Origin of the sequence: Maricaulis sp. MIT060901 (assembly GCF_047123815.1) — a bacterium.
Lineage (GTDB): Bacteria > Pseudomonadota > Alphaproteobacteria > Caulobacterales > Maricaulaceae > Maricaulis.
In genome coordinates this window covers 416,661-441,205 of record NZ_CP138920.1, presented here as the reverse complement: position 1 = coordinate 441,205, position 24,545 = coordinate 416,661, and the positions used below count along the sequence as shown (strand labels likewise).

General features: G+C 60.1%; 28 protein-coding genes, 4 tRNA genes and 2 pseudogenes. 25 read left to right on the top strand and 9 right to left on the bottom strand.

Annotated elements, in window-relative coordinates:
- Window positions 1-11 precede the first annotated feature (11 nt).
- Complete coding sequence (locus SIC17_RS02240; protein ID WP_291893272.1) at window positions 12-653, bottom strand: LuxR C-terminal-related transcriptional regulator; 642 nt, start codon at window positions 651-653, stop codon at window positions 12-14.
- Window positions 650-2,545 (bottom strand): ATP-binding protein, encoded by a 1,896-nt coding sequence (locus SIC17_RS02235; protein WP_412546264.1) that lies wholly within the window; start codon window positions 2,543-2,545, stop codon window positions 650-652. Before SIC17_RS02235 ends, SIC17_RS02240 begins: the two co-directional genes overlap by 4 nt.
- 165 nt (window positions 2,546-2,710) lie before the next feature.
- Between SIC17_RS02235 and SIC17_RS02230 the strand changes: the two genes are divergently transcribed.
- From SIC17_RS02230 to SIC17_RS02210, 5 genes are all read left to right on the top strand, one after another.
- Window positions 2,711-3,082: a hypothetical protein gene (locus SIC17_RS02230; RefSeq protein ID WP_412546263.1), complete on the top strand. Its 372-nt coding sequence runs from the start codon at window positions 2,711-2,713 to the stop codon at window positions 3,080-3,082.
- 1 nt (window position 3,083) lies between these two features.
- Entirely contained in the window at window positions 3,084-3,437 is a 354-nt protein-coding gene (locus SIC17_RS02225; protein ID WP_291893264.1) for a hypothetical protein, read from the top strand.
- A 424-nt stretch (window positions 3,438-3,861) separates the two neighbouring features.
- Window positions 3,862-4,254, top strand: a complete 393-nt coding sequence (locus tag SIC17_RS02220; protein ID WP_412546262.1) for a hypothetical protein — start codon at window positions 3,862-3,864, stop codon at window positions 4,252-4,254.
- Between the two features lie 9 nt (window positions 4,255-4,263).
- A complete protein-coding gene (locus SIC17_RS02215) occupies window positions 4,264-4,386 on the top strand; it encodes a hypothetical protein (protein ID WP_412546261.1) in 123 nt (40 codons plus the stop codon).
- Between the two features lie 58 nt (window positions 4,387-4,444).
- Window positions 4,445-5,197 carry a hypothetical protein gene (locus SIC17_RS02210; protein WP_412546260.1) on the top strand — a complete coding sequence of 251 codons (753 nt, stop codon included), beginning with the start codon at window positions 4,445-4,447 and terminating at the stop codon, window positions 5,195-5,197.
- Between the two features lie 397 nt (window positions 5,198-5,594).
- Here SIC17_RS02210 and SIC17_RS02205 read toward each other — a convergent pair.
- Both SIC17_RS02205 and SIC17_RS02200 read right to left on the bottom strand, forming a co-directional pair.
- Window positions 5,595-5,670: transfer RNA gene (locus SIC17_RS02205), tRNA-Thr, on the bottom strand.
- 115 nt (window positions 5,671-5,785) lie between these two features.
- Window positions 5,786-6,220: a DUF1761 domain-containing protein gene (locus tag SIC17_RS02200; RefSeq protein WP_291893235.1), complete on the bottom strand. Its 435-nt coding sequence runs from the start codon at window positions 6,218-6,220 to the stop codon at window positions 5,786-5,788.
- Between the two features lie 118 nt (window positions 6,221-6,338).
- On the opposite strand from SIC17_RS02200, the gene metG reads away from it, so the two are divergent.
- Both metG and SIC17_RS02190 read left to right on the top strand, forming a co-directional pair.
- The gene (gene metG / locus SIC17_RS02195; protein WP_412546945.1) at window positions 6,339-8,048 is read left to right on the top strand and encodes a methionine--tRNA ligase; all 1,710 of its coding nucleotides are present in this window, start codon (window positions 6,339-6,341) and stop codon (window positions 8,046-8,048) included.
- Between the two features lie 75 nt (window positions 8,049-8,123).
- Entirely contained in the window at window positions 8,124-8,546 is a 423-nt protein-coding gene (locus SIC17_RS02190) for a hypothetical protein (protein WP_291893229.1), read from the top strand.
- A gap of 48 nt (window positions 8,547-8,594) precedes the next feature.
- Here the strand turns inward: SIC17_RS02190 and SIC17_RS02185 are convergent, their stop codons facing one another.
- The gene (locus SIC17_RS02185; protein WP_412546259.1) at window positions 8,595-9,563 is read right to left on the bottom strand and encodes a beta/gamma crystallin-related protein; all 969 of its coding nucleotides are present in this window, start codon (window positions 9,561-9,563) and stop codon (window positions 8,595-8,597) included.
- Between the two features lie 159 nt (window positions 9,564-9,722).
- Here SIC17_RS02185 and SIC17_RS02180 point away from each other — a divergent pair, with 159 nt between their 5' ends.
- Window positions 9,723-10,646, top strand: a complete 924-nt coding sequence (locus tag SIC17_RS02180) for a peptidylprolyl isomerase (RefSeq protein ID WP_412546258.1) — start codon at window positions 9,723-9,725, stop codon at window positions 10,644-10,646.
- On the opposite strand, the gene SIC17_RS02175 is transcribed toward SIC17_RS02180, so the two are convergent.
- Both SIC17_RS02175 and SIC17_RS02170 read right to left on the bottom strand, forming a co-directional pair.
- Complete coding sequence (locus tag SIC17_RS02175) at window positions 10,643-11,368, bottom strand: ABC transporter permease (RefSeq protein ID WP_412546257.1); 726 nt, start codon at window positions 11,366-11,368, stop codon at window positions 10,643-10,645. The two genes, SIC17_RS02180 and SIC17_RS02175, sit on opposite strands and share 4 nt — an antisense overlap.
- On the bottom strand, window positions 11,365-12,255 hold the full coding sequence (locus SIC17_RS02170; protein ID WP_412546256.1) for an ABC transporter ATP-binding protein: 891 nt from the start codon (window positions 12,253-12,255) through the stop codon (window positions 11,365-11,367). Before SIC17_RS02170 ends, SIC17_RS02175 begins: the two co-directional genes overlap by 4 nt.
- A gap of 212 nt (window positions 12,256-12,467) precedes the next feature.
- Here SIC17_RS02170 and SIC17_RS02165 point away from each other — a divergent pair, with 212 nt between their 5' ends.
- The 5 genes and pseudogenes from SIC17_RS02165 to SIC17_RS02145 form a co-directional block, all read left to right on the top strand.
- The gene (locus SIC17_RS02165) at window positions 12,468-13,895 is read left to right on the top strand and encodes an amidohydrolase (protein WP_291893212.1); all 1,428 of its coding nucleotides are present in this window, start codon (window positions 12,468-12,470) and stop codon (window positions 13,893-13,895) included.
- Window positions 13,885-14,280: a RidA family protein gene (locus tag SIC17_RS02160; RefSeq protein ID WP_412546255.1), complete on the top strand. Its 396-nt coding sequence runs from the start codon at window positions 13,885-13,887 to the stop codon at window positions 14,278-14,280. The genes SIC17_RS02165 and SIC17_RS02160 overlap by 11 nt, the downstream gene beginning before the upstream one ends.
- Window positions 14,281-14,282: 2 nt before the next feature.
- Entirely contained in the window at window positions 14,283-14,894 is a 612-nt protein-coding gene (locus SIC17_RS02155; protein WP_412546254.1) for a glutathione S-transferase family protein, read from the top strand.
- Between the two features lie 20 nt (window positions 14,895-14,914).
- Window positions 14,915-16,060, top strand: a complete 1,146-nt coding sequence (locus tag SIC17_RS02150; RefSeq protein WP_291893205.1) for a DUF819 domain-containing protein — start codon at window positions 14,915-14,917, stop codon at window positions 16,058-16,060.
- Window positions 16,061-16,243: 183 nt separating this feature from the next.
- A pseudogene (locus SIC17_RS02145) lies at window positions 16,244-16,999 on the top strand (GIN domain-containing protein); the annotation flags it as partial.
- On the opposite strand, the pseudogene SIC17_RS02140 reads toward SIC17_RS02145, so the two are convergent.
- Window positions 16,880-17,137 (bottom strand): annotated as a pseudogene (locus SIC17_RS02140) (hypothetical protein); the annotation flags it as partial. The pseudogenes SIC17_RS02145 and SIC17_RS02140 sit on opposite strands and share 120 nt — an antisense overlap.
- On the opposite strand from SIC17_RS02140, the gene SIC17_RS02135 reads away from it, so the two are divergent.
- Window positions 17,021-17,260, top strand: a complete 240-nt coding sequence (locus SIC17_RS02135; protein WP_412546944.1) for a GIN domain-containing protein — start codon at window positions 17,021-17,023, stop codon at window positions 17,258-17,260. The pseudogene SIC17_RS02140 and the gene SIC17_RS02135 overlap by 117 nt on opposite strands.
- On the opposite strand, the gene SIC17_RS02130 is transcribed toward SIC17_RS02135, so the two are convergent.
- Complete coding sequence (locus tag SIC17_RS02130) at window positions 17,257-18,075, bottom strand: TrmH family RNA methyltransferase (RefSeq protein WP_291893197.1); 819 nt, start codon at window positions 18,073-18,075, stop codon at window positions 17,257-17,259. The genes SIC17_RS02135 and SIC17_RS02130 overlap by 4 nt on opposite strands.
- 128 nt (window positions 18,076-18,203) lie before the next feature.
- Here SIC17_RS02130 and SIC17_RS02125 point away from each other — a divergent pair.
- The 11 genes from SIC17_RS02125 to rplL all read left to right on the top strand — a co-directional run bounded on the left by SIC17_RS02125 (window position 18,204) and on the right by rplL (window position 24,420).
- Window positions 18,204-18,289 (top strand) — tRNA-Tyr (locus tag SIC17_RS02125).
- A gap of 119 nt (window positions 18,290-18,408) precedes the next feature.
- Window positions 18,409-18,576: a GIY-YIG nuclease family protein gene (locus tag SIC17_RS02120; RefSeq protein ID WP_366940080.1), complete on the top strand. Its 168-nt coding sequence runs from the start codon at window positions 18,409-18,411 to the stop codon at window positions 18,574-18,576.
- A gap of 805 nt (window positions 18,577-19,381) precedes the next feature.
- Window positions 19,382-19,455 (top strand) — tRNA-Gly (locus tag SIC17_RS02115).
- Window positions 19,456-19,621: 166 nt separating this feature from the next.
- Window positions 19,622-20,812, top strand: coding sequence for an elongation factor Tu (gene tuf / locus SIC17_RS02110; protein WP_293209981.1), 1,191 nt, complete (start codon window positions 19,622-19,624; stop codon window positions 20,810-20,812).
- A gap of 208 nt (window positions 20,813-21,020) precedes the next feature.
- A tRNA-Trp gene (locus SIC17_RS02105) sits at window positions 21,021-21,096 on the top strand.
- An 86-nt stretch (window positions 21,097-21,182) separates the two neighbouring features.
- A complete protein-coding gene (secE, locus tag SIC17_RS02100; RefSeq protein WP_291896825.1) occupies window positions 21,183-21,404 on the top strand; it encodes a preprotein translocase subunit SecE in 222 nt (73 codons plus the stop codon).
- Window positions 21,405-21,415: 11 nt separating this feature from the next.
- Entirely contained in the window at window positions 21,416-21,949 is a 534-nt protein-coding gene (gene nusG, locus SIC17_RS02095; RefSeq protein ID WP_291896822.1) for a transcription termination/antitermination protein NusG, read from the top strand.
- A gap of 98 nt (window positions 21,950-22,047) precedes the next feature.
- A complete protein-coding gene (gene rplK / locus SIC17_RS02090) occupies window positions 22,048-22,476 on the top strand; it encodes a 50S ribosomal protein L11 (protein ID WP_291896820.1) in 429 nt (142 codons plus the stop codon).
- Between the two features lie 4 nt (window positions 22,477-22,480).
- Entirely contained in the window at window positions 22,481-23,179 is a 699-nt protein-coding gene (rplA, locus tag SIC17_RS02085) for a 50S ribosomal protein L1 (protein ID WP_412546253.1), read from the top strand.
- Between the two features lie 297 nt (window positions 23,180-23,476).
- Window positions 23,477-23,992, top strand: coding sequence for a 50S ribosomal protein L10 (rplJ, locus tag SIC17_RS02080; RefSeq protein WP_291896815.1), 516 nt, complete (start codon window positions 23,477-23,479; stop codon window positions 23,990-23,992).
- 53 nt (window positions 23,993-24,045) lie between these two features.
- Window positions 24,046-24,420 (top strand): 50S ribosomal protein L7/L12, encoded by a 375-nt coding sequence (rplL, locus tag SIC17_RS02075; protein WP_291896812.1) that lies wholly within the window; start codon window positions 24,046-24,048, stop codon window positions 24,418-24,420.
- Window positions 24,421-24,545: the final 125 nt, after the last annotated feature.

Below are 24,545 nucleotides of genomic sequence, written 5' to 3'. Positions count from 1 at the left end.
CGCAGTGAAAGTCACGGCGTGGTTGAAAGCCCCATCCGGGCCGCATGCCACGCCGCTTCCGCGCGGGAGGATATGCCCAGCTTGCGATAGATCGACTTGATATGGCTCGCGACCGTGCTCTCTGCCAGTTCCAGGTCCTTCGCAACATCGGCATTTCTCAATCCGCGCCCGATCAGGCCCAGTACCTCTCGCTCACGCGGTGACAGCTCGTCTTCCGGGCTGGCGGCCGGGCCGGTGAAACGGAAATGTTCCATGATGCGCCGCGCAATCGAGGGCGAGAGCGCTGGCGTGCCATCTGCGAGCTGTTTCAGCTGCCGTTCAAACAGATCCTCCGGCGTGTCCTTGAGGAGGTAGCCATCCGCACCTGCGGACAGGGCGGCGACGATGTGGGCGTCATCACCCATCACCGTGGTGACGATGCAGATCGCCTCCGAGCACACCAGTTTCAGATTGCGCAGAACCTCCAGCCCCGACCCGTCCGGCAGGCCGAGATCGATCAGCGCCAGGTCGAAATCCTTACTGTTCACAGCAGCGAGCCCTGCGCGCATGGAGCCGGCCTCGGTGATCTGCGGCTCAGAGAAGGCCCGGCCGGCGATATCGCTCAGCCAGAGCCGGGTTTCCTTGACGTCTTCAACAACAAGAACGCGGGTCATGATGTCTGCTCCGGTGTTTGAAGGGGAAAGCTGCCACGGGTTTCAACGCCGTCTGTGGAGGGCGTAGTCGTCAGTTCGCCGCCCAGGGCGGAAATGCGGTTTTCCAGGTTGTCCAGCCCGTTGCCCGGGGTGATCGTCGCCGGATCAAACCCCTGTCCATTGTCGCGGCAGGTGAACTCGAGGCGGTCGCTCGCAGTGGCGATCGAGATGTCCAGCATGCTCGCAGCGGCGTGTTTGATCGTATTGGACACAATCTCCCGGATCACCGAGCGAAGTGCGTGAGATGCGGCCGGGGCAAGGGCGATATTGTCCGTGCCGGACAGCGTCCAGCCCAGCTCGAGATCCTGAGCTGCACAGCGTTCCGCCGTCTCCGCCCGCAGATCGGACAGCACTTCTTCAAGCGAGAGATCGGAGGCGGAATTGTCATTGATGATGTCGCGCAGGTCAGACAGGGATTCGCGGATCATCATGTCCTTGCGGCCCTGGTCGGAACTGTGCAGGGCGCTGAGCAATTGCGCACCGATATTGTCGTGCATGTCGCGGGCGATGCGCTGGCGCTCGGACGCCACGCCGCGGTCATAAGCCTGGCGGCCCGCCTCCACATGGCTCAGCAATTGCGCCAGGCGGGCAGCGGTGCGCTGGTGAGGCGGACCGAACAGGCCGCGCCCGTTCCAGGGGTAACGCAAGCGAATGGCGGGCAACTGGCTGATCGCGGGTATGTAGAGCTCAACGCCATCAATGCCGGTGACCGCTTCGGTGCCGCTGAAACTGCAGGCCTCCACCTCGATGGGTTTGAACAGGCGTTGCATCAGGCCCTGCCAGAGCCGGGTCCGGCGGACGGTGTCCGGTTCCAGGGCGACATCGACGATGGACTGGAAGACCTGGTCATCGGACAGGTCGGGTCGTGGCAACAGCATGCGGGCAAACACGTCGCGCAAGGGCAGATAGACCAGCGCCACGATGATCAGCGCCGCACCAAAGGCCATGCCCGGACCGATGGGCAGCAGGATGACCAGGGTGATGTCGACCAGCACCAGCAGGGCGCTGCCCACCACATAGAAGAAGACGCGATAGGCCCATTCTCCCAGCTCGAACAGGCGGAAACGGCGCAATCCCGCAGCGATGCCGATATAGATCAGCAGGAAGAAGCCGAAGGAATAGACGGCCGGGATCAGTGGCGCACCGTTGAACACGGAGGGCGCTGCCGTGGTGACAATGAAACCGCCCGCGCCAAACAGGATGGCCAGTCCGAGCCACAAGGCGATGGCACGCTGGGTGGGGTCCCGGCGTGAATGCAGCAGCTGGCCGACGACTGCGATGACAATGCAGACCATCTCCACCGACGTGATCAGATGCACACCGAACGCGCGCGGCAGGATTTCCAGAAGGGCGCCGAGAGTGGCCAGGCCGAAAACACCGACATTCAGCGTCATCCAGATCCTCAGCCCCGGCAATCGCGCCGGATAGACAAGGCAGAGCGCGATCATGGCGATGCCAAAGGCGGACGCACCTATGGAGTTGGTCAGGGACAGTGCGAGGGAGACCGTCTCGGGCAGCTCCAGTCGGGTTGAATAGGTAATGGCCGGCGCGAAAGTGAATGCGAGCGTGGCGACACCGCTCAGCGCGAACAGTCGGGTGGCCAGATCGGCCGGTCGCAGGGACCAGACCCAGCCCGCGATCAGGAAGGAGCCGAAACCGGTGGTCATGGGGATCCAGAAAATGGCGGGCAAGGCAAAGGGGGAGCGCCAGCTCTGTTCGCTGTCAAAGGGCGCGAGGGCGAGAAAAAAGGCAAGCACGGTCAGGCTGAGCAGAACCGTCATCACACCGCCGAGACGCGCGCTCGGGGAAATGGGCGAAGGCGTATCGCCGATATGCGAGGTCACCGGTGTCATGATTATTCCCTTTACCCCCAAGCTAGCGCGCTAGAGCGCGCTTGAACGTCCCCGGAACAGGGGATGGTTATGGGGGATTAGACTGGCTTAACTTGCCGAAATCCAGAGGAAAACGTGCGGTTGCTTCCCGTGAGGTGCCGCCATCCAGACAGGGAGAGTGCAGACATGAACACACTAGTTAGATCGGCGATTATTGGCGCGCTGGCCTGGTCGATGACCGCCTGTGCGACCCTGACCGGCGGTCCGCTGGTCGAGCCGGGCACACCAACCGGTGTGATCGAGGTCGTCAATCGCTCCAATATCGCCATCACCCAGATCCTCATCTCGCGCTGCAGCGCGATGAGTTATGGCCTCAACCGGCTGCCGGCCGGCGTCGTCGTCCCGCCGGGACGCTCCTATCGTTTCACCGTGTCCTCCGGTTGCTGGGATGTCGGTGCAGGTGGTCCCAATGGCCAGATGTCCGGCACGGGCGAAGCCTATCAGCGCTTCAATGTCGGTGCGGGTCGCGGTGTTCGCTGGACGGTAACAGGAGGCTGACATGGCCCGGAAAACAGATATCTCCCGTCGCTCCTTCCTGGGCCAGGTGACGGGCGGCGTTGCCCTGACGGGCGCTGGCGCCCTGGTCACGGGCTGCGCCACGACCGGCCAGCCCCGGACAGGCTATACGGACCGCGATGGCGGGCGCTGGGCGGATCGGGCCGGCCATGGCCGTGGCCCGAATGCGCCGCGTGCGCCCCAGCCAACCCAGCAACAGGGCGGAACGACGGATCTGGACCCGGGTGACGCGCCCGGTCGCGGTCGCGGCGGCAGCCGGGGCAGCTGCACGGATAGCGACACCCAGGCCACCAATTACCGCACAGACCCGGCCGGACGCGGCCAGCGTTGTCGCTAGACCTTCCCCGCGGAAGCCGACCCGGACCGGTTCACCCCAACGGTGCACGCACCGTGAACTGGTCCGGCAGGGGCTAGAGCAGGGCAGGCTTGGTGTGGATGAGGCCGGGGAAGGCGAAGTCTTCCTCGATTTCGCGGGTTAGCCGATAGAGCTGTGCCGGTCGCCGGGCCGGCGAGCGTGTGGTGGGGGTATGAGGCGGACGTGGCGGTGGAGTAGGGGGACTCGGGGGATAAGCGGGGGCAGACAATTGTCGCGCAGCCCGTACGCCAGCCGGCTTGTGCGCGCGCCCTGGCTGGACAGGCGATGCTGGGGGTGTATTCCGGCTTTTTCACCGCTACGCTCCCGCGCACATGGACGCCCGTGACTGGACAGGGAATAAACTGTGTGCGTCCCTGTTTTTCAGTCCCTGCCAATGGAGAAACCTTTGCCTCTTACGATCTTTGTAGGTCTGATGTTGGCCGCTCAGGTTGATGTGTCGGTGGATTCGGCAGTTTCTGACCGAGCCCATCTGGACCGTTTGGCTCAGTTCTATCTGACAGAAGCAAGCCGAACGACTGTGCGTCTTCCCGCAGAGTCGATCACTGACATCGCAGAATGCTTCAACCGGTTCTCGGAGAGGATGGAGGAGCCTCAACGTTTTGAGGGTTTTTACATCGAAACCGAATTCGTAGGCGCGATGGTCCAATACTCGTTTTACAACTACTCAGAGGTATTAGAACTGAGAGTTGACGTCGAGACCAGGTTTTCTCAACCTTTTCAATGTCGTGTGCGTTATGATCTTCTCGAGAAACTGTATCAGATCGACCTCATGGAATAAGCGGGAAAAATGGGGACACGTACCGATTACTCTTCCGCGTTCAATCTTGGCCGTCCGGGCTTGCCGGGCCGCAGCCGGATGGCGGATTTCCTCTCCAGCGCCTCGACCCAGGTCGACGGTCCCAATGGATAGCCGGTCTGCGAGAAATCACCAGATCGAAGCCTATTTGGACGAGTTAGACGAGTAGAACATGTACAGGTCGCTGGAAAATATCGCGCAATACTCCGACATTTCAGAGTGTATGGACGAGTACAACGGTTTGTTCCCAGAATACTGGCGGGAGAATGCCAGCTCACGGTTTATTGACGTGTTCTATGAATGGGAACAAGGCTTCCCGCTTACATATGATTGCATCAAGGCAAACGCTCAAAACTGCTCAATAGTGGTTTGCAAGAGAAAAGATGAAGAGCGATACGTTAACCCCGATGTTGGCGTGCAATTTGTTTCGTATAAGCCGGAAATTTTGATCGCACAATTCGACATTTTCGGCAGCCGCTACTATGGCAGGCTGCATTCAAAAGGAAATAGAACCAATAGACGCTTGCAGCGTGCAGTTGGTGGTTTTCCTAGTGAGATCTCACCGTATTATAAGCCTTTCGAGGGCATTAGGAAATGCAACATAGTTGATAATGTCCGCGCCTTTCCGGGTTTGCCAGAGGCGTACGCAGCGTGGCTTGATATCTCGGACTTGCGAACTGATTTTGGTTGGCGGGGGCGAAAGTTCAATTTCTTGGATGACGACTTTCTGGTGGGGGCATACGTACAGCATCAAGATTACATGGTGTTCTTGGGGCAAGATCGCGCGCTCTATGTATTTGCTCCAGATCTTGGATTTCAGCTCTATCGAGTTTTAGATCCGGGAAAGTTCTGGGACCACTACTGTGTATCGATTTTCGATGAGACACTGAGCTTTAGTATCCAAGAATTTATCGCGGAGGCCTGATCCTATCGAATGGGAAAATTGGGAAGAAACGGGGACACGCACCGATTACTCCACGAATAAACCAGGACAGACGCATTTTTCCTGATCAATCTGTCACTTGATTGAGTGGCCGTCCGCGTGGTTTCGGGTGCAGATTGCGGCCTGATTTGGCTTCCAGCGTGCCAGTCCAGTCATCCTCGCCCCCACAGCCCTCAGAGCGTTCCATGTGAGCATCGACCCCAACGCCGAAAGCGGCCACAGGCTCGGGTCGAGCGGTGCGGGAACAGGGAACAAATGCCGCGGGCAGCCCGACCACACTCCAACCCCACAGCCCTGAGCGCGTTCCATGTGAGCATCGACCCCAACACTGAATGTGATGCTGGGCTCGGGTCGAGCGGAGCGGGAACAGGGAAACAGGTGGTGCCGGCTGAGGGACTCGAACCCCCGACCCTCTGATTACAAATCAGATGCTCTACCAGCTGAGCTAAGCCGGCACTCTGGGTTGCGCTGTTGGGCGCGGAGGGGACTGATAGTCGCCTCCGCGCCTGTGCACAAGCGTTTGCTGCGGTTGGCGCTGTCGTCGCGTCTGCCAGCGCCGGTTTTTGTGGCTCAGTCCTTGACCATCACATTGGCCATCAGCGTGTGGATCGCCGCCATCAGCGGGAAGCCGATGACCTGGTAGCCGGCATCGATGAAGAAGAGATGCATCGGTTCCAGGGCGTAGACCACGTCATAAAGCTGGGTCAGGGCGACAAAGCCGAAACACAGGACCAGCGACATCTTGATCGTGTCGACAAGCTCGGTCGCGCCGATCTTGCGCAGGACAAAGCCGATAAAGCCCGAGGAAATGAGCGCGATCAGAAAACCCAGCCCCATGAGCATGCCCATATTGGCCTCGCCATAGGCTTCCTGTTCGGGGGTGAAATTCTGCATTGCTGTCCACGGATCCAGGAACAGATTCCCGTACCAGAGATAACCCAGCATCCAGAATGCGAGGCCGGCGACCAGGCTCGCGATGATATTGAGTCCGAAAAGGCGTGGCATTAGGTGTTTCCTCCCCATGCGCAGACGGCTAAGAGTGCCGGTCTGTCCTGTCCCTTGTGACGACTCGCGTCACAGGTGAGTAAGCATGAACATATTCGCCCGAGAAGAAGATCCGCAAATGGCCCGTATCCTGATCACCAGCGCCCTGCCGTACATCAACGGTGTGAAACACCTTGGCAATCTGGCCGGATCGATGTTGCCGGCGGATGTCTATGCGCGCTTCCAGCGCCTGTCCGGGCATGATGTGCTCTATATCTGCGCCACCGATGAACACGGAACGCCGGCCGAGCTGGCCGCGGCGTCCGAGGACAAGGATGTGCGCACCTATTGCGACGAACAGCACGATATCCAGCGTGCCGCCGGTGAGGGCTACGGGCTGAGCTATGACTATTTCGGTCGTACGTCGAACACGCCGAATATCGAATTGACCCAGCATTTCGCGGCGGTGCTGGAGGAAAAGGGCCTGATCGAGGAGCGCGTCGAGCACCAGGTCTTCTCGATCGATGATGACCGTTTCCTGCCGGATCGTTACGTTGAGGGCACGTGCCCGCATTGTGGGTTCGAGCGCGCCCGCGGTGACCAGTGCGATAATTGCGGACGCCTGCTCGAACCGACGGATCTCAAGGAGCCTTACTCCAAGATTTCCGGGTCGAAGAATCTCGAAGTACGCGAAACGGCGCATCTGCACCTCTTGCAGACCAAGATGGAAGACAAGATCCGTGCCTGGGTCGATGCCTCGGATGGCTGGCCCTCCCTGGCCAAGTCGATTGCCTATAAATGGCTGGATGAAGGCCTGCGCGACCGGTCCATCACGCGGGATCTGAAGTGGGGTGTGCCTGTCGCCAAGGACGGCACGCCGCGCGAGGGCTTCGAGACCAAGGTCTTCTATGTCTGGTTTGATGCCCCGATCGGTTATGTCGGCGCGACACGGGAATGGGCCGATGCGACCGGCAATGACTGGGAAAGCTGGTGGCGGACCGACAAGGGGGCGCAGGACGTCACCTATGTCCAGTTCATGGGCAAGGACAATGTCGCCTTCCACACGGTGTCCTTCCCGGCCACGATCCTCGGGTCCGAAGAGCCGTGGAAAACGGTGGACAGGCTCAAGGCGTTCAACTGGCTGACCTGGTATGGCGGCAAGTTCTCGACCTCGGAAAAGCGCGGTGTCTTCATGGACCAGGCGCTGGACCTGTTGCCGGGCGATTACTGGCGCTGGTATCTGACGGCGAACGCGCCGGAAGGCTCCGACAGCGCCTTTACCTGGGAACATTTCCAGAGCCTGATCAATACCGACTTGGCCAATGTGCTGGGTAATTACGTCAATCGTATCCTGCGTTTCAACAAGTCCCGCTTTGACGGTGTCGTGCCGGAAGGCGGTGAATGGGGGGCAGACGAGGACTGGCTGGCTTCGGAGCTGGAGGCGCGCCTGAAGGATGCTGCCACCCATTTCGAGGCGATGGAGTTCCGCAAGGCTGCCGGCGAGGTCCGGGCGATCTGGGCGCTGGGCAATGAATACCTGACCCGTGCCGAGCCGTGGACCAAGTTCAAGGCGGATCCGAGCGCAGCGGCGATCGGCGTGCGTACGGCGCTGAACTACATGACGGTGATGGCGAAAATCGCCCAGCCGATCATCCCCGACGCGGCGAAGACGATTCTCGACGCGCTGGGCGTGGCAGACGACGAGCGGACCTGGCCCGCGTGCGATGTGTGCGAGATGCTGACCGCGCTGCCGCTGGGCCAGGCTGTCGAGCCTCCGGAAGTCCTGTTCAAGAAGATCGAGGACACCGATGTCGAGGCCTGGTCGGAACGCTTTGGCGGTGCAGAATAGCTGACATCGAAGCCTTCCATGCGCCCTCCGCTTTTGGTATGAATATTTTTATTCATGCAGCGGTAAGGGCAGCAGATGGCAATCGGGCTTGAAATCGATGAATCCAGATCCTTGATGATCTGGACCTATTTCCCCGGCCGGCAGACGGCTGAGGAATTCAGAGATCATTTCGCGGCCTTGATCGAGATCGGCGAGGTTGCGCGCGCCTGCCGCTATTTGATGATCGTCTACAGCCGAGGGGTGGATGTCTCCGACATGGATGCCGAAGCGATGGACAGGATGCAGGCCCGGCTTGTCCGGGACCGTGCCGCCCTGTTCGGAGAAGACGGTATTGAGCAGACTGTATTTGTCTGCCCGGATCCGCTGAACAAGCTGGCCATAGAGCACTTTATCCACCGGTCTGATGAGCGGCCGCTGGGCGAATACAGTATCTTTGCAACTCGTCAGGAGGCCGAGACCTGGCTGTTTGTGGACGAGCGGTCTGCACAGAATGGGTAAGTGAAAAGGGAGGCCCCGCGGGGCCGCCCTTGCGGAACGAAGCTCGCCTTACCAGCGACTGTATCCGTCCACCCGTCTCAGAGAGGAAATCCGGTTCTGGAAGCCGTAACGCGCCAGGTCGGAAATGCTTTCGCTGTCGACAATTTCACAGCGACCGCGATAGCGCGCATGTTCGCAGATTTCCCAGGTTTCACCACGCGCGACCACGATGCTGTCCGCGAGGTCATTGAAGCCGAGGTCATTGATATTGGGGACGTCGTTGACCGTTTCGAATCGGCGGCCAACGAATTCTCTACCATCATACAGCCAGACACCTTCACGAGGGCGCGTGCCGCGGCGATTGGAATTGCTGTCTGGACGCGCCGAGGAGATCACACCGGCCATGCCGCCTTGTAGATAGGCAATATCATCATTGACCTGCATGCAGGCGCCTTCGAAATGGGCATGCTGGCAAACGACCCAACCACCACGGCCTTCGACGCGGATCGAGCGTGCACGGTCATTGAAACGGTAATTGTGAAGATTGTCGGCGGTGCTGCCGAGCGTAATCGACTGACCGGTAAAATTGGGGCCGGAATACAGCGTGATCTCGGAGCGGCCGCGCCGGCGATCCCGGCGACGGTCGCCGCGGTCATCCCAGCGATCATCGCGCCGGTCATCCCAGCCAGAATCACGATCGCGAGGCCTGCCTCTGTGCCCGCGCCCGGCGCTGATCAGGCGCGCCGATGAAATACGGTTATCCAGGCCATAGATGCTGGCCTGGTCCGCGCTGGCGACAAAACAATCGCCGCGATAACGCGCGTGTTTGCAGAATTCCCAGGTGCCGGAAATGATTCGGATGGAGCTGGCGCGGTCGTTGTAACCGAGATCATTTAAATTGGGCGCATCGCCGGACAGGCGAAGGCTGCGACCTTGATAATTCTGGCCGTCATACAGCACGACTTCCTGTGCCAAGGCTGGAGTGGACTGGGCCGCCACCAGGGCAAGACCGCCGACCAAGAAACGCACGAGACTCATCTCAATTCCCTCTCTGAAGTTCGAGACACACCATCTAACACCCAGGCTGAACGCTGTCAGACCCTTGCCTTCATCCTGCGTTCAGCTTGTCCTCTGGTCGAGGGGATTGCGTCGGTTGCCGCGCTGGATAGAGTCGGAGGGCAAGCGGGGGACGAGATCATGCGCTTTTTATTGGCCTCACTGGCCCTGGGTGTCGCGGCTTGCCAGGCGCCGGATGAACCGGAATGTGGAGCAGGTTGCAGTGATGCGCCTGCGATGGATGGCGGCGTGATTGGCGGACTGGATTTCACGGATATCCCTGATTGGCGTGCGGTTGACCCGGAGGATGTCCTGGTGATCGAGACCCGCACGGGTGTGGTCTATGTGGAGCTGGCTGACCAGTTTGCACCCAATCACGCTGCGCGCATGCGCCAGGCGGCGCGGGACGGATTTTACGATGGTCGCGAATTCTATCGCGTCATTGATGGCTTTGTCGTTCAGGGCGGCCGGGGCGAGGAGGAAAATTCCGAAGTCCTGCCGCAATACCCGGCGCTTGCCGCAGAGCTAGCTGTGGCGTCTGACAGCGTAACCTTCACCGCGATGCAGGATCGCGACCTCTATGCGCCGGAAGTCGGGCATGTGGATGGGTTCGCGGTTGGCCGTGACGGTGATCAGACCTGGATGCTGCATTGCCTGGGCACGATGGCCATGGCCCGCGACAATGATGCCGACAGCGCAGATGTGGAATTCTTCATCGTGATCGGACACGCCCCGCGTTATCTCGATCGCAATACGACCGTGTTTGGCCGTGTGCTGGAGGGGATGGATCACATCCAGGCCATCCGCCGTGGTGATGCGGCAGTGAACTCCGGCGTGATTGCTGACCCTGCCGGGCGGGACCCCATAGTGTCGATGCGCGTCGCAGCGGACCTTCCGGTGGACGAACAGCCTCGTTTCGAGGTCATGGATACGCGCGGCGAAGCGTTTTTCAATGCCAAGGACGCCTCCCGGAATCGCACCCACGAATGGTTCATCAACACCCCGCCGCCGGTCATCGAGGCCTGTCGGATGCCGGCACCGGTTCGGCGTGCGAGCGGGGACTAGCCCCAGTCGCGGCGCGCCAGCCAGATAATGCCGATCAGGTAGACCACAACACCGCCGGTCAGGCCGTAGGTCATGGCCAGGTTGGCGCTTTCCGGCTCACTGGCAAGGATGTTCACCGGCATCAGCCAGGGGAAGTAGAGCCCCCATTTCGAGCTGGTTGCCGCGACGGCCACAAACGTGCCGCCGATACCGACCGAGACAGCGACCGCGAAACTTCGAAAACGGGTCGCGATTAGCCATTGCAGGGCCGTTACGAAAAGCGCCGCGACATACATGCGGCTGTAGAGTGAGACGGCCTGGCTCCAGTTGATGTCATCTGTCATGGCGCCGTGTTCCGAGAAGGGCAGGCCAAGCATGGTGCTCGAGATGCTGGCCAGCATCACCAGCACGCTGACAATGGCGAGAATGAGCTGGGCCCAGATCGCCTTGGCCAGGAAAACCTGCCATTTGGGACGGGGCAGAGCGAGCGTGTGTGACCAGGTATTGGGGGCGTGTTCCAGCTGGGCCTGCAGGGCGGTGAGGCCGATGGCGCTCATTGGCAACAGGAAAAATCCCCAGATGGCTGATCCGCTCATGATCTGGATTTGCCAATTGTCGGGACCGTTGTCGGATATCGTTACCAGGAAGCCGAGCGCGAAGACCATCAGGGGCGGGGTGGCGGCGACCAACAGAACAAGGGAACGGCGCAGTTTCAGCGCTTCCGCGCGCAGGAGCGATATCATTGCACCTCTCCTTTTTTGGCAGGGGTCTCGTCATGCGCCATCTTGAGGAAAATTTCCTCGAGGCCGGATTTGGCCAGGCGCAGTTCGTGGACGGCAATGTCAGCGGCGATGAGCGTGCGGTTGAGTTCGGCGATCGTGTCCAACGTGATGTCCTCGTCACGGGTGAGCACAAGCGTGTCGTCTTCTTTTGCGGTCGAGAAACCGGCATTGCTGGCGATCTGCTCGGCACCGGAGGCGGGATCGGCCTTGAGGCGGATGGTGGTTGGCTGCAAGGCAGCCAGCTCGTCCAGCGAGCCTGAGAAGAGTGTCGAACCGGCTCGCATCAGCGAGACGTGGGTTGCGGTTTGCTCGACTTCTGACAGCAAGTGACTGGACATGAAGACGGTGGTGTTCTCGCGCTCCGGCAGCGCCTTGATCAGGCTGCGCATGTCGCGAATGCCGGCCGGGTCGAGGCCGTTGGAGGGTTCATCCAGGACCAGCAGGCGTGGGCGGCCCAGAAGGGCGCGGGCGATACCTACACGCTGGCGCATGCCGAGCGAGTACTGGCCGACACGGCGCTCCGCAGCATGGCTCATCTCGGTGACGTCCAGAACGCGATCAATCTCGGCCTTTTCGTGACCGAGCACACGCGCGGTCAAGGCGAGGTTTTCGCGACCGGTCAGATTGGGGAAGAGGGCGGGCGTTTCCACTACCGCACCGACACTGGCGAGGGCCTTGGTGCGTTTCCTGCGCAGATCGTGACCGGCGATTCGAACCTCGCCGCCATTCGCCTGGATCAGGCCCAGCATGCAGCGGATCGCGGTGGTTTTGCCCGCACCGTTCGGGCCAAGGAAAGCGTAGATACTGCCTTCTGGCACATTCAGCGTGACGTCACGTAGCGCTTGCACCGCGCCAAAGCGCCGTGAAAGTCCCTTTATTTCAAGGGGGAGGGGAGAAGACATGTGAGCACCTGTACTAGGTGGCCAATGCTGCCAGCCTGGGCAAGCGCGGCAAGGGGATTGTGCGCCATCTGCGTCCCCCCTTTGCGGTTTTGATTGACCCGCTTGGCCGGAACGGTCGAATATCGCGCGATCAAGGGAAGGGAAATCGAGGGATCACCATGAAGCTGCGCCTGCTGAGTGCTGTCGCCGTCCTAGCGCTGGCCGCCTGTTCGCCTGCGGATAACGCCGCGCAAACCGAGGAAGCCGCCGTGTCGGGTGACGTCCCGATGGATGGTCTGGCTGAAACCGTCAGCGCACCGGGCGATGACGCCCTGCGCGAGGCGATCCGCGCCGATTACACCACCCATATCGGTCCGCTCTACGAGCATTTCCACGCCAATCCGGAACTCTCCTTCATGGAGATCGAGACGGCGGCGCGCATGGCCGAGGAAATGCGGGCGCTGGGGTTCGAGGTCACTGAAGGTGTCGGCCGCACCGGCGTCGTCGGTGTATTGCGCAATGGCGAGGGGGCAACCGTAACCCTGCGGGCGGATATGGACGCGCTGCCGATGCAGGAGAACACGGATGTATCCTATGCCTCGACCGTGGTCGGCCAGGACCGGATCGGCAATGAATTCCCGGTCATGCACGCCTGTGCCCATGACACACACATGGCAGCGCTGATCGGCGCCGCGCGCCAGTTGTCCGAACGCACGGATGAATGGTCCGGCACGCTGGTCCTGATTGCCCAGCCGGCAGAGGAGCTGGGGCTGGGCGCCGTGGCGATGCTGGATGACGGGCTCTACGAGCGGTTCCCGCTGCCGGACTACAATCTGTCCTTCCACACATTTGCCTCCACGGCCGTCGGCGACATCACCTATCACCCGGGTTATGCGATGGCGAATGTCGACTCGGTCGACATCTATGTGCAGGGGCGCGGCGGTCATGGGGCCTATCCACACACCACGAAAGACCCGATCTATCTCGCCTCGCAGATTGTTGTGGCGCTGCAGGGACTGGTGTCCCGCGAGCTCAACCCGCTGGAACCGGGCGTGGTCACGGTGGGCGCCTTCCATGCCGGAACCAAGCACAACATTATCGGTCCGGAGGCGCATCTGCAGCTGACCGTGCGCTCCTATTCCGATGATGTGCGCGCGCAATTGCTGGAAGGCATCCAGCGCATCGCCGCCTCGCAGGCGGCCTCCTACGGGCTCGAGCCGGACGAGTATCCGCGCGTCGAGATCGAGGAGACCTATACGCCGTCCCTGTTCAATGACCCGGTGCTGGCGGCGCGGGCTGTTTCGGTAATGCGGTCGCGATTTGGCAGCGACCATGTGCGCGAGGTTCCGCCGATCATGGGCGGTGAGGATTATTCCCAGTACCACCGTACCGAACACGAGGTTCCTACCTTCATGTTCTGGGTCGGCGGCACGACGCAGGCCCGGCTGGAGGATTACGATGCACGCGGCATGTCCCGCCCGTCCAATCACACACCGGAATTTGCCCCGGATGATCCGATGACGACGATCACCCAGGCGACCGAGGCAATGACGGCGGTGACGCTGGACCTGCTCGCGCCGGTCGATGGAGCGGCGGGTGGAAACTAGACGCGCCTTCTCCGGTGCCCGCTGGGAAAAGGATGTCGGGTATTGCCGCGCCATTCGTCGCGGCGATCATGTCTGGGTCACCGGGACTGTTTCGGTGGATGCGGAAGGCAATCCGCATGCTGTCGGTGATCCGGCCGGACAGGCCGAACGCTGTTTCGACATTATCGAAGCCGCGCTGGAACAGGTCGGAGCGAAATTCACCGATATCATGCGCACCCGCATGTTCGTGACAGATATCTCCATGTCCGATGCCTTTGGTGCCGTGCATGGCCGCCGTTTTAAGGACAATGAGCCGGCGACAACGATGGTCGAGGTCTCGCGCTTTATCGGACCGGAATATCTCATCGAGATCGAGGTCGACGCCTTTGTTGCCGGGGAGGGCTGAGCATGAGCGAATACAAGCTGTATTACTGCCCGCAAACGCGCTGTCGCACGGCGCTGTGGATGCTGGAAGAGGTCGGCGCGACGTACAAGCTGGTGCCGGTCAATGTGCGCAACGAGATCGAGAGCGAGGCCTTTGCCGCGGTCTCACCCATGCGCAAGGTTCCTGCCCTGCAGATCGGTGACGAGCTGATTACGGAGACTGCCGCGATCTGTCTCTACCTGGCCGATGCCCATCCGGATGCCGGTCTGGCGCCGGCGCTCGGTGAGGCGGGGCGGGCCAGCCTGATGCGCTGGATGTTCTTTGGCTCTGCCGTCATGGAACCGGCCAGTTTTGACAAGGCCACCGGTCGGGACGCGCCCGCTGGTGCGCTCGGCTGGGGCAATTGGGAACGTGTTCTCGAAACCCTGCACCAGGGGCTTGAAGGCAAGTCCTACCTGGTCAATGACCGCTTCAGCGCAGCTGATGTCGCTCTTGGGGCGACCATGGGCTTTCTTATGAATTTCAACATGATGGAGAAGGACCCGTTGTTCGTGTCCTATGTCGAGCGCCTGACCGCACGTCCCGCCTTCATCAAAGCCAGTGAGATCGACGCCAGCCATGCCGAACCGGCATAGCGGCCCAGAGGAGTTGTTTCATGTCTCTCATCCCAGCTGATAACGCTGTTGCCAGCGTTGCTGCCCTGTTTGTCATTGCGGCAGCAGGCTTCCTCATGGAGAAAACGCGGATCGGTGCGCTGCTGACCGGTGCGGTCTGGGCCATCCTGTTCGCGATCCTGGCGTCGAATATCGGGCTGATCCCGCAAAGCTCTGCCGGTTACAGCTTCGTTTTCACCTATTTCGTTCCGATCCTGATCCCGCTCTTCCTGATGAAGGCGGATCTCAAGAAGATCTTCTTCGAGACGACGCGCATGACGCTGGCCTTTCTGCTAGCGGCGGTCGGCACGGTCGCCGGCGCGATCGTGGCCTTCTCTCTGGTCAATATTGGTGAAAACCAGGCGGCAGCCGCCGGTACTTTCACCGCGACCTACATCGGCGGCTCGGTGAACTATGCAGCGTTGGTTGATCTGACGGGCCTGCGCGAGAACAACCCGGCCTTTGTGTCTGCCGCTACCGCCGTGGACAATCTTTATTCCGGTCTCTTCCTGGGCTTTCTGGCGGTTATGCCGGGTATCACCTGGATCGCCAACAAGTTCGTCAAACGTGACCACAGCGAAGGCGATGTCGTCGTGGAGAAAGAAGGCAAGCCGACGGCTGCCACGCTGACCTATTCCATCACTTTCGCGCTGATCGTGGTTGCGCTTGGTGACTGGATTACCGGTTATCTGCGCGAGACTGTCTCTGACAGCTGGGGCAATTGGCGTTACGCGATCATCACTGTCCTCGCCCTGATCCCGGCGACCCTGTTCCCGAAACGCATGGCGAAGATGCATGGCGGTTACGAGCTGGGTATTGCGCTGAGCTTTGTGTTCTTCGCTGCGATTGCTGCGGGCGCGGACCTGCAGGCAGTTATCAGCGAAGCGCCTCTGCTGCTTCTGATCATTGCCATCCTGCTCGCGGTGCATGGCATTGTGACCTTTGGTCTCGGCGCCATTTTCAAGCTCTCCCTGCCGGAGCTGATCACCGCCTCCAACGCTGCCATTCTCGGGGCGACGACGGCCCCGGCGCTGGCTGCGGCAAAAGGTTGGAAGGACCTGGTCACGCCTGGTGTCCTGGTGGGCGTGTTTGGTTATGCACTGGGCACGATCATAGCCACCGCCGTCTACCAGTTCTGGCCCGGCTAAGGCCTGTTGGCCTGGCGGGACGCCCGCCGGGCCAATCTCTCTATGAAGCCGAATTCGCCCGGCGCATTAAGTGACCGTCATGTTGCGGTCAGCATTTTGTGCGTCTCGATGTGATTATTTTGCATCCGGAAGAGGCGTTTCGCGCATCTAGGGGACAACAGGAACATTTTCGAGGGAATAATCATGCCGACCAAAACCACGCTCATCGCGACCTCCGCGCTTGTGATTGCCGGTATCGCCGGTCTTGCCAATGCGGCGACGACCAGCTCCGCCACGGCCTTGCAGGACGGCAGCCGTTATGCCGGTGCCGACGCCTTGCGCATCACCAATTTTGCTGGCCGGATCGAGATCCGCACCGGCGGTTCCGACATCTCTGTCGCTGTTACCAATTCCGGTGGTCATGTCGACACGCCGAGTGTCAATCAAAGCGGCGAGACCGTTATCGTCGACGGCGGTCTGAACATGCGCCGCATGCGCTGTAACAGCCGCAATAACCGCTACCAGGTCTGGGAGCAGGGCGAGAGTCGCGAGTCGCTCGATGAATACCCGATGCTGACGATTACCGCGCCGGTCGATCTGGCACTGGAAATCGAGCGCAGCCTGTTTGTCGGTACGGCGGAAGATATGGCGTCCATGGATATCGGCATGTCCAAGTGTGGCCGTTTCGAAGCGGGCAATGTTGCTGGCGACGCGGATATCGGTATTTCCGGTTCCGGTGATGTGCGCCTGCAAAATGTCGGCGGTACGGCGGATATCGGCATTTCAGGTTCCGGCGATGTCTTCATGGGCACTGTCGGCGGCATGATGGATATCGGTATTTCAGGTTCCGGTGATGTCGAAGCCGGCAGTGTTGATGGCGATGTCGAGATCGGTATTTCCGGTTCTGGCGATGTTGAACTGGGTGACGTTCAGTCCCTGAGTATCCGTATTTCCGGCTCCGGCGACATTGTTGCTGACAGCATGAACGGTGCCTTCAATGCCGGGATTTCCGGCTCCGGTGATATCCGCGTACGCGGTGGCCAGGCGCAGCCGTTCGAAGCCCGCATCAACGGTTCCGGCGATATCGATTTTGGCGGCACGGCCACCAATGTCACCGTCAATGAAAACGGTTCTGGCGATGTCGAGATCAACGAGATCGAGGGATCGATCAACTGGCGCCGTCACGGTCGGACCGTGCTGCGCACCGGGAATTCCCGTTAGGCCACGTCGGCTGGCCGGTTCCTGACCGGCCGCCACTTCGCCGCCTCGTAAAGCGTGATCGCAGCGGCGTTGGAGACATTCAGGCTCTCGATTGTGTCGCTCATCGGGATCCGCGCGAGAACATCACAGGCCTCTGCCACTCGTGGGCGGAGGCCTTTGTCTTCCGAGCCCATGACAATCACCAGGCCAGCGCCGTGCCCCTGTCCATCCGGACCGGCCAGCGCCTCGGCAAGGGATTGTTCGCCTTCACCCGCCAGACCGACGACAAAACGACCCTTCTTGCGCATGTCCAGCAGGGTATCGGCGATATTGGTCACGCGGATATGCGGTACACGCTCCGCTGCACCCACCGCGCTTTTACACACCGTGCCAAACAGGGGCGGGGACTTGCGGTCCTGCATGACCATGGCGCGGATGCCGAAAGCGGCGGCGGAGCGCATGATGGCGCCGACATTGTGCGGGTCGGTGACCTGGTCGAGCACGAGGACCGTTCCGTGAGTCGGATCGAGCACGGCATTGATCGGCTCGGGATCGAGCGCTCGGGCCTCGGCCGCGAATCCCTGGTGCACGGCACTGTCGGGCAGCTGGCGATCAATCTCGTCCGGCTTGGCCAGCGTGTGCGGCGTACCTTCCGGCAGATCACGTGCAGCATTGAGTGTCACCCGCAGGTCGAGAATCTCCCGACGCGGATTTTCGATGGCCGCAAGCACGGCGTGACGCCCCCAGATCCAGCCCGATTGGCTTGCGCCAGAAGGCTTGGAGCGTCGTGTGTAATCCGTGCGTTTGCGAGTGTTGCGGTCTGTTGGCTTCGTCACTATAGTCCGCGCTCCTGTTTCAGGGCGGTGTCTTGATTGGGCGGCTCCATAACATGTCGCAGCAATTACTGAGACCCTTTGTTGCAGGTCCGGTGAGACCCGGCTAAGTCGTGTTTCACACACCCTGTGGAGGGGTGGTCGAGTGGTTAAAGGCACCAGACTGTAAATCTGGCCGCGAGAGCGTACGTTGGTTCGAATCCAACCCCCTCCACCATCCTTCGCCCTCTGGGCTCCGGCTGGCGAGCCACACTCAATAGAATGGGCGAAGAGATGCCCGCCGAAGCCGCAAGGAGCAGGCGGGTTGCGTGACAGTCGTCACGGTCAGCTTTTATCATGCGCTGTAAGGTGCCTCCGTGGGAGGCGCGAATGTACTACGTCTATCTTTTGCGTAGCGATGTAATGCCATCTCATCGATATATCGGTTTCACAAACGATGTCGGGCGAAGACTCGCCGAGCACAATGCCGGCAAATCTAAAGCCACGCGTTTTGCAGCGCCGTGACGAGTGGTGATGGTGCTTGGCTTCGAGTCTCGCGACCGCGCGCTCGCGTTCGAGCGATATCTAAAGTCTGGTTCCGGCAGAGCGTTCGCCAATAAGCGCCTGTGGTGAGGTCGCTGTTTTCTTATCTCACGGCAGTTCGCTTTGCTCACGCCTCCGATGGGGCGACGCCTTTGGCGTCGGGTGACGTCTTGTTCTCATCCTTCTCCCTCGGGGGAGAAGTGCCCTTCGCAGCCTTGGCGAAGAAGGGCGATGAGGGGCAAACACCAAAATCTCCACGATCTCGCGATCTGGAGTGAGAGGCATGCGGAAGGCCGGTGAAACCGGATGTATATTCAAAAGCAGGGGTTAAGGGCCTCCCGCACACGGGTCTGCTGTCTGCCATACCAGAATTGACCCTCAAGGGTCGGCAGACGCTCCCCGCACATCCACGCCCGAAAAGACTGAGCTCTCGCCTCCCACGACATGGATCACCGGAGAGTATGCCCGAGGTTTGAGCGCTGTGGATATCTTCCCCGCTCGCGGGGAAGTGGGCTCGCCGTAGCCTTGGCGAAGGCGAGGTCGAAGGGGGTGCGAACGCTAGTGAGCACTAAACCTCCGGGCTTCGCCCTCCGGTCCCTCCGTCCCTTCGGGACACCTCCCCGAGGGAGGATAAACGTGAAATGCCGTCACACGGCTTGCGCAGGGACAAAAGCGCTGCGCTAGACCTCGCGCTGCGACCGCCTTCAACACCTGCTTAAACAACTGCAACAGTGCGCACTTACCCCCTCGACGCCCGGAAACGAAGCGGCTAAACAACTCAGATGGCGCGGGTATAGCACAATGGTAGTGCAGCAGCCTTCCAAGCTGAGGATGCCGGTTCGATCCCGACTACCCGCTCCAATCTTTCTTTCAAGCGACTGAGACTTCGGCTGCATTCGGACTTGCCTAGCAGGGCAATCCTTGTGTATCAGGCCGCACCATAACCGGATGCTACGCATCCATGTCATATCCACTCTAGTCGATCGGCCATTCGTCTCCAGATCGGCATCTAATGAGGTAAAGATCGATGGCGAAGGAAAAGTTTGAGCGCACAAAGCCGCACGCGAACATTGGTACGATTGGTCACGTTGACCACGGCAAGACCACGCTGACGGCTGCTATCACGATGGTTCTGGCTGAGGCTTCCGGTGGTGAAGCCAAGGGCTATGACGAGATCGACAGCGCGCCGGAAGAGAAGGCACGTGGTATCACGATTTCCACGGCGCACGTTGAGTACGAGACGGAAAACCGTCACTACGCTCACGTTGATTGCCCGGGCCACGCCGACTACGTGAAGAACATGATCACCGGTGCTGCCCAGATGGACGGCGCTATCCTGGTTGTTAACGCTGCTGACGGCCCGATGCCGCAGACGCGTGAGCACATCCTTCTGGCGCGCCAGGTTGGCGTTCCGGCTCTGGTCGTGTTCCTGAACAAGGTTGACCAGGTTGACGACGAAGAGCTGCTCGAGCTGGTTGAAATGGAAGTTCGCGAGCTTCTGTCTTCTTACGAGTTCCCGGGCGACGATATTCCGATCGTGGCCGGTTCTGCTCTGGCCGCTGTTGAAGGCCGTGACGCAAACATCGGCAAGGACAAGATCCTCGAGCTGATGGCTGCTGTTGACGACTACATCCCGACGCCGGATCGTCCGGTTGACCAGTCCTTCCTGATGCCGATCGAGGACGTCTTCTCGATCTCCGGTCGTGGTACGGTTGTGACCGGCCGTATCGAGCGCGGTGTTGTCACGGTTGGCGAGGAAATCGAGATCATCGGTATCCGCGACACCCAGAAGACGACGTGTACGGGCGTAGAGATGTTCCGCAAGCTGCTCGATCGCGGTGAAGCGGGCGACAATGTCGGTATCCTGCTGCGCGGCATCGACCGTGACGGTGTTGAGCGTGGCCAGGTCCTGGCCAAGCCGGGCTCCATCACGCCGCACGCGAAGTTCGTTGCTGAAGCCTACATCCTGACGAAGGAAGAGGGTGGCCGTCACACGCCGTTCTTCACCAACTACCGTCCGCAGTTCTACTTCCGTACGACGGACGTGACGGGTGTTGTAACGCTGAACGCTGGCACCGAGATGGTTATGCCGGGCGACAACGTTGAAATGAACGTTGAGCTGATCACGCCGATCGCCATGGACCAGGGTCTGCGCTTCGCAATCCGCGAAGGTGGCCGCACGGTCGGCGCTGGCGTCGTCTCCAAGATCGTCGAGTAATCGACCTCCGTCATCGGACGGAAAACTGTTTGCGGGGCTTCCGGATTACCGGAGGCCCCGTTTGCTTCCGGAGCGGCCTGACAGGGCAACTGAAATTCGCTGGATTGAAATTGCAATTTCCTGTTTTCAAACGGTCGGACTGCGTGTAGTTAGCAGCGCTTCGGAGATGGCGGCGGCGACGCCGTCATAATTTTTCGCGCCTGTGTACAGGGGTGTAGCTCAGTTGGTAGAGCATCGGTCTCCAAAACCGAGGGTCGGGGGTTCGAGTCCCTCCGCCCCTGCCAGGCGACGAAAATCCGGCGGATAATTGAAATGCGGGGCCTGTGGTCCCATCTGAGAGCGTATGGCGCAGAATTCTAAGGATAAGAAGATGGCAGCTGAGGACAGCGCACAGAAAAAGAAGCGGGCCAACCCGTTTCAATATCTCGCGCAGGTCCGTCAGGAAGCGCGCAAGGTGACCTGGACCACCTGGGGTGAAACCTGGGTCTCTACGGTCATGGTCGTCATCCTGACCATTATCGCAATGCTCTTCTTCTGGGGCGTGGACAGCCTGCTCCAGCTGATTATCCAATTCCTGCTCTCGCTCGGTTAAGGAGGCGCTGTATGGCTGCCAAGTGGTACATCGTGCACGCCTATTCCAACTTCGAGAAGAAGGTGGCAGAGGCGATCCGCGCCGAAGCGGCGATCCAGGGGCTTGAGGACAAGTTTGAAGAAGTCCTCGTTCCGACCGAAGAGGTCGTCGAAGTTCGCAAGGGCCGCAAGGTCAATGCAGAGCGCAAGTATTTCCCGGGCTATGTCCTGGTGAAGATGGACATGACCGACCAGGCCTATCACCTGGTGACGTCGACGCCGAAAGTGACGGGCTTCCTGGGCTCGGGTAAAAAGCCGATCCCGGTTTCCGAGAATGAAGTCAAACGCATCCTCGGCCAGATGGAAGAGGACGCCGAGCGTCCGCGTCCGACGGTCAGCTACGAAGTTGGCGAGACGGTCAATGTCATCGACGGTCACTTCCAGAGCTTCACCGGTGTTGTCGAGGAAGTCGACGACATCGATGGCCGTCTGAAAGTGGCAATCAATATTTTCGGCCGGGCAACCCCGGTCGAGCTGGAATACGCCCAGGTCGAAAAGACGGCCTAGGCGTAACTCTGCGGGAGGTGCCGGTGCCAAGACCATGCCGGGCCGTACCGCAAACCCTCAGAGGCACGATGGGCGTGCCTTGTTAATGGAGTGGGAACATGGCCAAGAAGATTGACGGCTATATCAAGCTGCAAGTGCCTGCTGGCGCTGCCAACCCGTCCCCGCCGATCGGCCCTGCACTGGGTCAGCGCGGTGTGAACATCATGGAATTCTGCAAGGCGTTCAACGCGAAGACGCAAGAGATGGAAAAAGGGATGCCGATCCCGACGACCATCACCGTCTTCAACGACAAGTCCTTTACCTTCGTCATCGCGACGCCGCCGGCCAGCTTCTATCTGAAGAAGGCTGCCAAGGTCCAGAAGGGTTCCCAAACCCCTGGTTCTGCAGTTGCCGGTTCGGTCACGACGGCCCAGTGCCGCGAGATCGCTGAAGCGAAATTCAAGGACCTCAATGCGAACGATCTCGACCAGGCGACCAAAATCATCGCCGGTTCCGCTCGTTCCATGGGTCTGGAAGTGACGGAGTAAGATCATGGCTAAACTCGGAAAGCGCACCGCTGCTGCTCGCGAAACCGTAGATCGCGACGCTGTTTACACGATCGACCAGGCGTCTGCCCTGGTGAAGTCCAATGCCACGGCCAAGTTCGATGAAACCATCGAGCTGTCCATGAATCTGGGTGTTGACCCGCGCCACGCTGACCAAATGGTCCGCGGCGTGTGCAACCTGCCGAACGGCACCGGCCGTACGGTTCGTGTTGCTGTCTTCGCTCGTGGCCCGAAGGCTGAGGAAGCCACGGCTGCCGGCGCGGACGTTGTTGGCGCCGAGGATCTGATGGAACAGGTCCAGGCTGGCAATATCGATTTCGACAAGGTCATCGCGACCCCGGACATGATGCCGATCGTCGGCCGTCTGGGTAAGGTGCTTGGCCCGCGCGGCATGATGCCGAACCCGAAAGTAGGTACGGTGACCATGGATGTGACCAAGGCGGTCAATGATTCCAAGGGCGGTGCTGTCGAGTTCCGCGTCGAGAAGGCGGGAATCGTTCACGCCGGTATTGGCAAGGCTAGCTTCACCGAAGCTGCAATTGCCGAGAATGTCCGTGCTCTGGTTGACGCGATCGTCAAGGCCAAGCCGTCGGGTGCTAAAGGCGCGTACGTAAAGCGTATTTCGCTCAGCTCCACGATGGGCCCGGGCGTCAAGATTGACATGGCTGACGCAATTTCTGCTTAAGCTATTGAGTTTCAGCCCGGCTGGCTATATCCAGCCGGGCTGGTCGGCCTGTTTGGGCGCGCGTTTTGCGTCTTGGCAGACCAACCTGTCCGAGATCACAGGGGACCGGCTTGGCCGGTCTTAATCACAGAAGGCCCTGTGTGAGACAGAGCGAGATCAATGTGACCTTGGTTGCCAAGGTCGTGCTGGTTCGAGCCCTGGGACAGGATCCATCGCACCGATGAGATCTGCAGGTTTCATCAGTGTGGTGTTTCACCGGCTCACCCATGGTGGGTGAGCCTTGCAGGGAGTCCGCAAATGGATCGCAATCAAAAAGAAGCTTCCGTTGAAGAGCTGAATGGCATCTTTGGCGAGAGCGGATCCGTGGTCATGGCTCATTATTCGGGCATGACCGTTGCGGAAATGACGGAACTGCGCGCCAAGCTCCGTGAGCTCGGTGGCACGTTCAAGGTTGTTCGCAACCGCCTCGCTAAGATTGCACTCAAGGGCAAGCCGGGTGAGGGCGCCTCTGACCTTTTCAAGGGTCCGGTGGCCATCGCTTACTCGGAAGACTTTGTTGCAGCGCCGAAGGCAGCTGTCGACTACGCCAAGGATAACGACAAGTTCGTCATCCTGGGTGGTTTCATGGAAGAGGAAATCTTCGATGCCAACGGTATCGTGGCGCTCTCCAAGATGCCGTCTCGCGAAGAACTCATTGGTACCATTGCCGCACGTCTGCTTGGGCAGGCGTCCCAGATCGGTCAGCGTATCGCTGCTCCGGGTCAGGGCCTGGCTGGCGCCATCGAGGTCATCGGCGAGAAGGCCGAAGCCTAACGTCATTCTCCGCTATCGAACTGACACGACTACGACTTTAAGGAACTATAGAAATGGCTGATGTAGCTAAACTCTGTGACGAACTCCTGGCCCTCACCATCATGGAAGCCAAGGAACTCAACGACCTTCTCGAAGAAAAAGGCATCAAGGCCGCTGCTGCTGTTGCAGTTGCTGCTGGCCCGGCCGGCGACGGCGGTGGCGAAGCTGCTGCTGAGAAGGACGAATTTGACGTTGTTCTGACCGCTGCTGGCGACAAGAAAATCAACGTGATTAAGGAAGTCCGCGCAATCACCGGTCTTGGCCTGAAAGAAGCCAAGGAAATGGTTGAAGGCGCTCCGAAGGCCGTCAAAGAAGGCGCAGCCAAGGCTGAGGCTGAAGAGATCAAAGCTAAGCTCGAAGCTGCAGGTGCTTCTGTCGAGCTTAAGTAATCGCGCTACGGCGTGATTGAGATGTGCTGCGGGCGCGTGGGGTTTCCTGCGCGTCCGTTAGCCCGTCTTGGAATGACTGCGAAATGCCAACCCGTCCCGGGGCGTTTCGTTTAACCGGTCCAGGC

Coding starts and splice junctions, on each gene's coding strand:
- SIC17_RS02225 (WP_291893264.1), top strand. CDS start 3,084: ATGGCCCGGAAAACAGATATCTCCCGTCGCTCCTTCCTGGGCCAGGTG.
- SIC17_RS02240 (WP_291893272.1), bottom strand. CDS start 653: ATGACCCGCGTTCTTGTTGTTGAAGACGTCAAGGAAACCCGGCTCTGG.
- SIC17_RS02180 (WP_412546258.1), top strand. CDS start 9,723: ATGCGCTTTTTATTGGCCTCACTGGCCCTGGGTGTCGCGGCTTGCCAG.
- SIC17_RS02210 (WP_412546260.1), top strand. CDS start 4,445: ATGTACAGGTCGCTGGAAAATATCGCGCAATACTCCGACATTTCAGAG.
- rplK (WP_291896820.1), top strand. CDS start 22,048: ATGGCCAAGAAGATTGACGGCTATATCAAGCTGCAAGTGCCTGCTGGC.
- SIC17_RS02165 (WP_291893212.1), top strand. CDS start 12,468: ATGAAGCTGCGCCTGCTGAGTGCTGTCGCCGTCCTAGCGCTGGCCGCC.
- SIC17_RS02135 (WP_412546944.1), top strand. CDS start 17,021: ATGAACGGTGCCTTCAATGCCGGGATTTCCGGCTCCGGTGATATCCGC.
- SIC17_RS02200 (WP_291893235.1), bottom strand. CDS start 6,220: ATGCCACGCCTTTTCGGACTCAATATCATCGCGAGCCTGGTCGCCGGC.
- rplL (WP_291896812.1), top strand. CDS start 24,046: ATGGCTGATGTAGCTAAACTCTGTGACGAACTCCTGGCCCTCACCATC.
- tuf (WP_293209981.1), top strand. CDS start 19,622: ATGGCGAAGGAAAAGTTTGAGCGCACAAAGCCGCACGCGAACATTGGT.
- SIC17_RS02175 (WP_412546257.1), bottom strand. CDS start 11,368: ATGATATCGCTCCTGCGCGCGGAAGCGCTGAAACTGCGCCGTTCCCTT.
- rplA (WP_412546253.1), top strand. CDS start 22,481: ATGGCTAAACTCGGAAAGCGCACCGCTGCTGCTCGCGAAACCGTAGAT.
- SIC17_RS02230 (WP_412546263.1), top strand. CDS start 2,711: ATGAACACACTAGTTAGATCGGCGATTATTGGCGCGCTGGCCTGGTCG.
- nusG (WP_291896822.1), top strand. CDS start 21,416: ATGGCTGCCAAGTGGTACATCGTGCACGCCTATTCCAACTTCGAGAAG.
- rplJ (WP_291896815.1), top strand. CDS start 23,477: ATGGATCGCAATCAAAAAGAAGCTTCCGTTGAAGAGCTGAATGGCATC.
- metG (WP_412546945.1), top strand. CDS start 6,339: ATGGCCCGTATCCTGATCACCAGCGCCCTGCCGTACATCAACGGTGTG.
- SIC17_RS02155 (WP_412546254.1), top strand. CDS start 14,283: ATGAGCGAATACAAGCTGTATTACTGCCCGCAAACGCGCTGTCGCACG.
- SIC17_RS02120 (WP_366940080.1), top strand. CDS start 18,409: ATGCGCTGTAAGGTGCCTCCGTGGGAGGCGCGAATGTACTACGTCTAT.
- SIC17_RS02190 (WP_291893229.1), top strand. CDS start 8,124: ATGGCAATCGGGCTTGAAATCGATGAATCCAGATCCTTGATGATCTGG.
- SIC17_RS02150 (WP_291893205.1), top strand. CDS start 14,915: ATGTCTCTCATCCCAGCTGATAACGCTGTTGCCAGCGTTGCTGCCCTG.
- secE (WP_291896825.1), top strand. CDS start 21,183: ATGGCAGCTGAGGACAGCGCACAGAAAAAGAAGCGGGCCAACCCGTTT.
- SIC17_RS02185 (WP_412546259.1), bottom strand. CDS start 9,563: ATGAGTCTCGTGCGTTTCTTGGTCGGCGGTCTTGCCCTGGTGGCGGCC.
- SIC17_RS02215 (WP_412546261.1), top strand. CDS start 4,264: ATGGGGACACGTACCGATTACTCTTCCGCGTTCAATCTTGGCCGTCCG.
- SIC17_RS02235 (WP_412546264.1), bottom strand. CDS start 2,545: ATGACACCGGTGACCTCGCATATCGGCGATACGCCTTCGCCCATTTCC.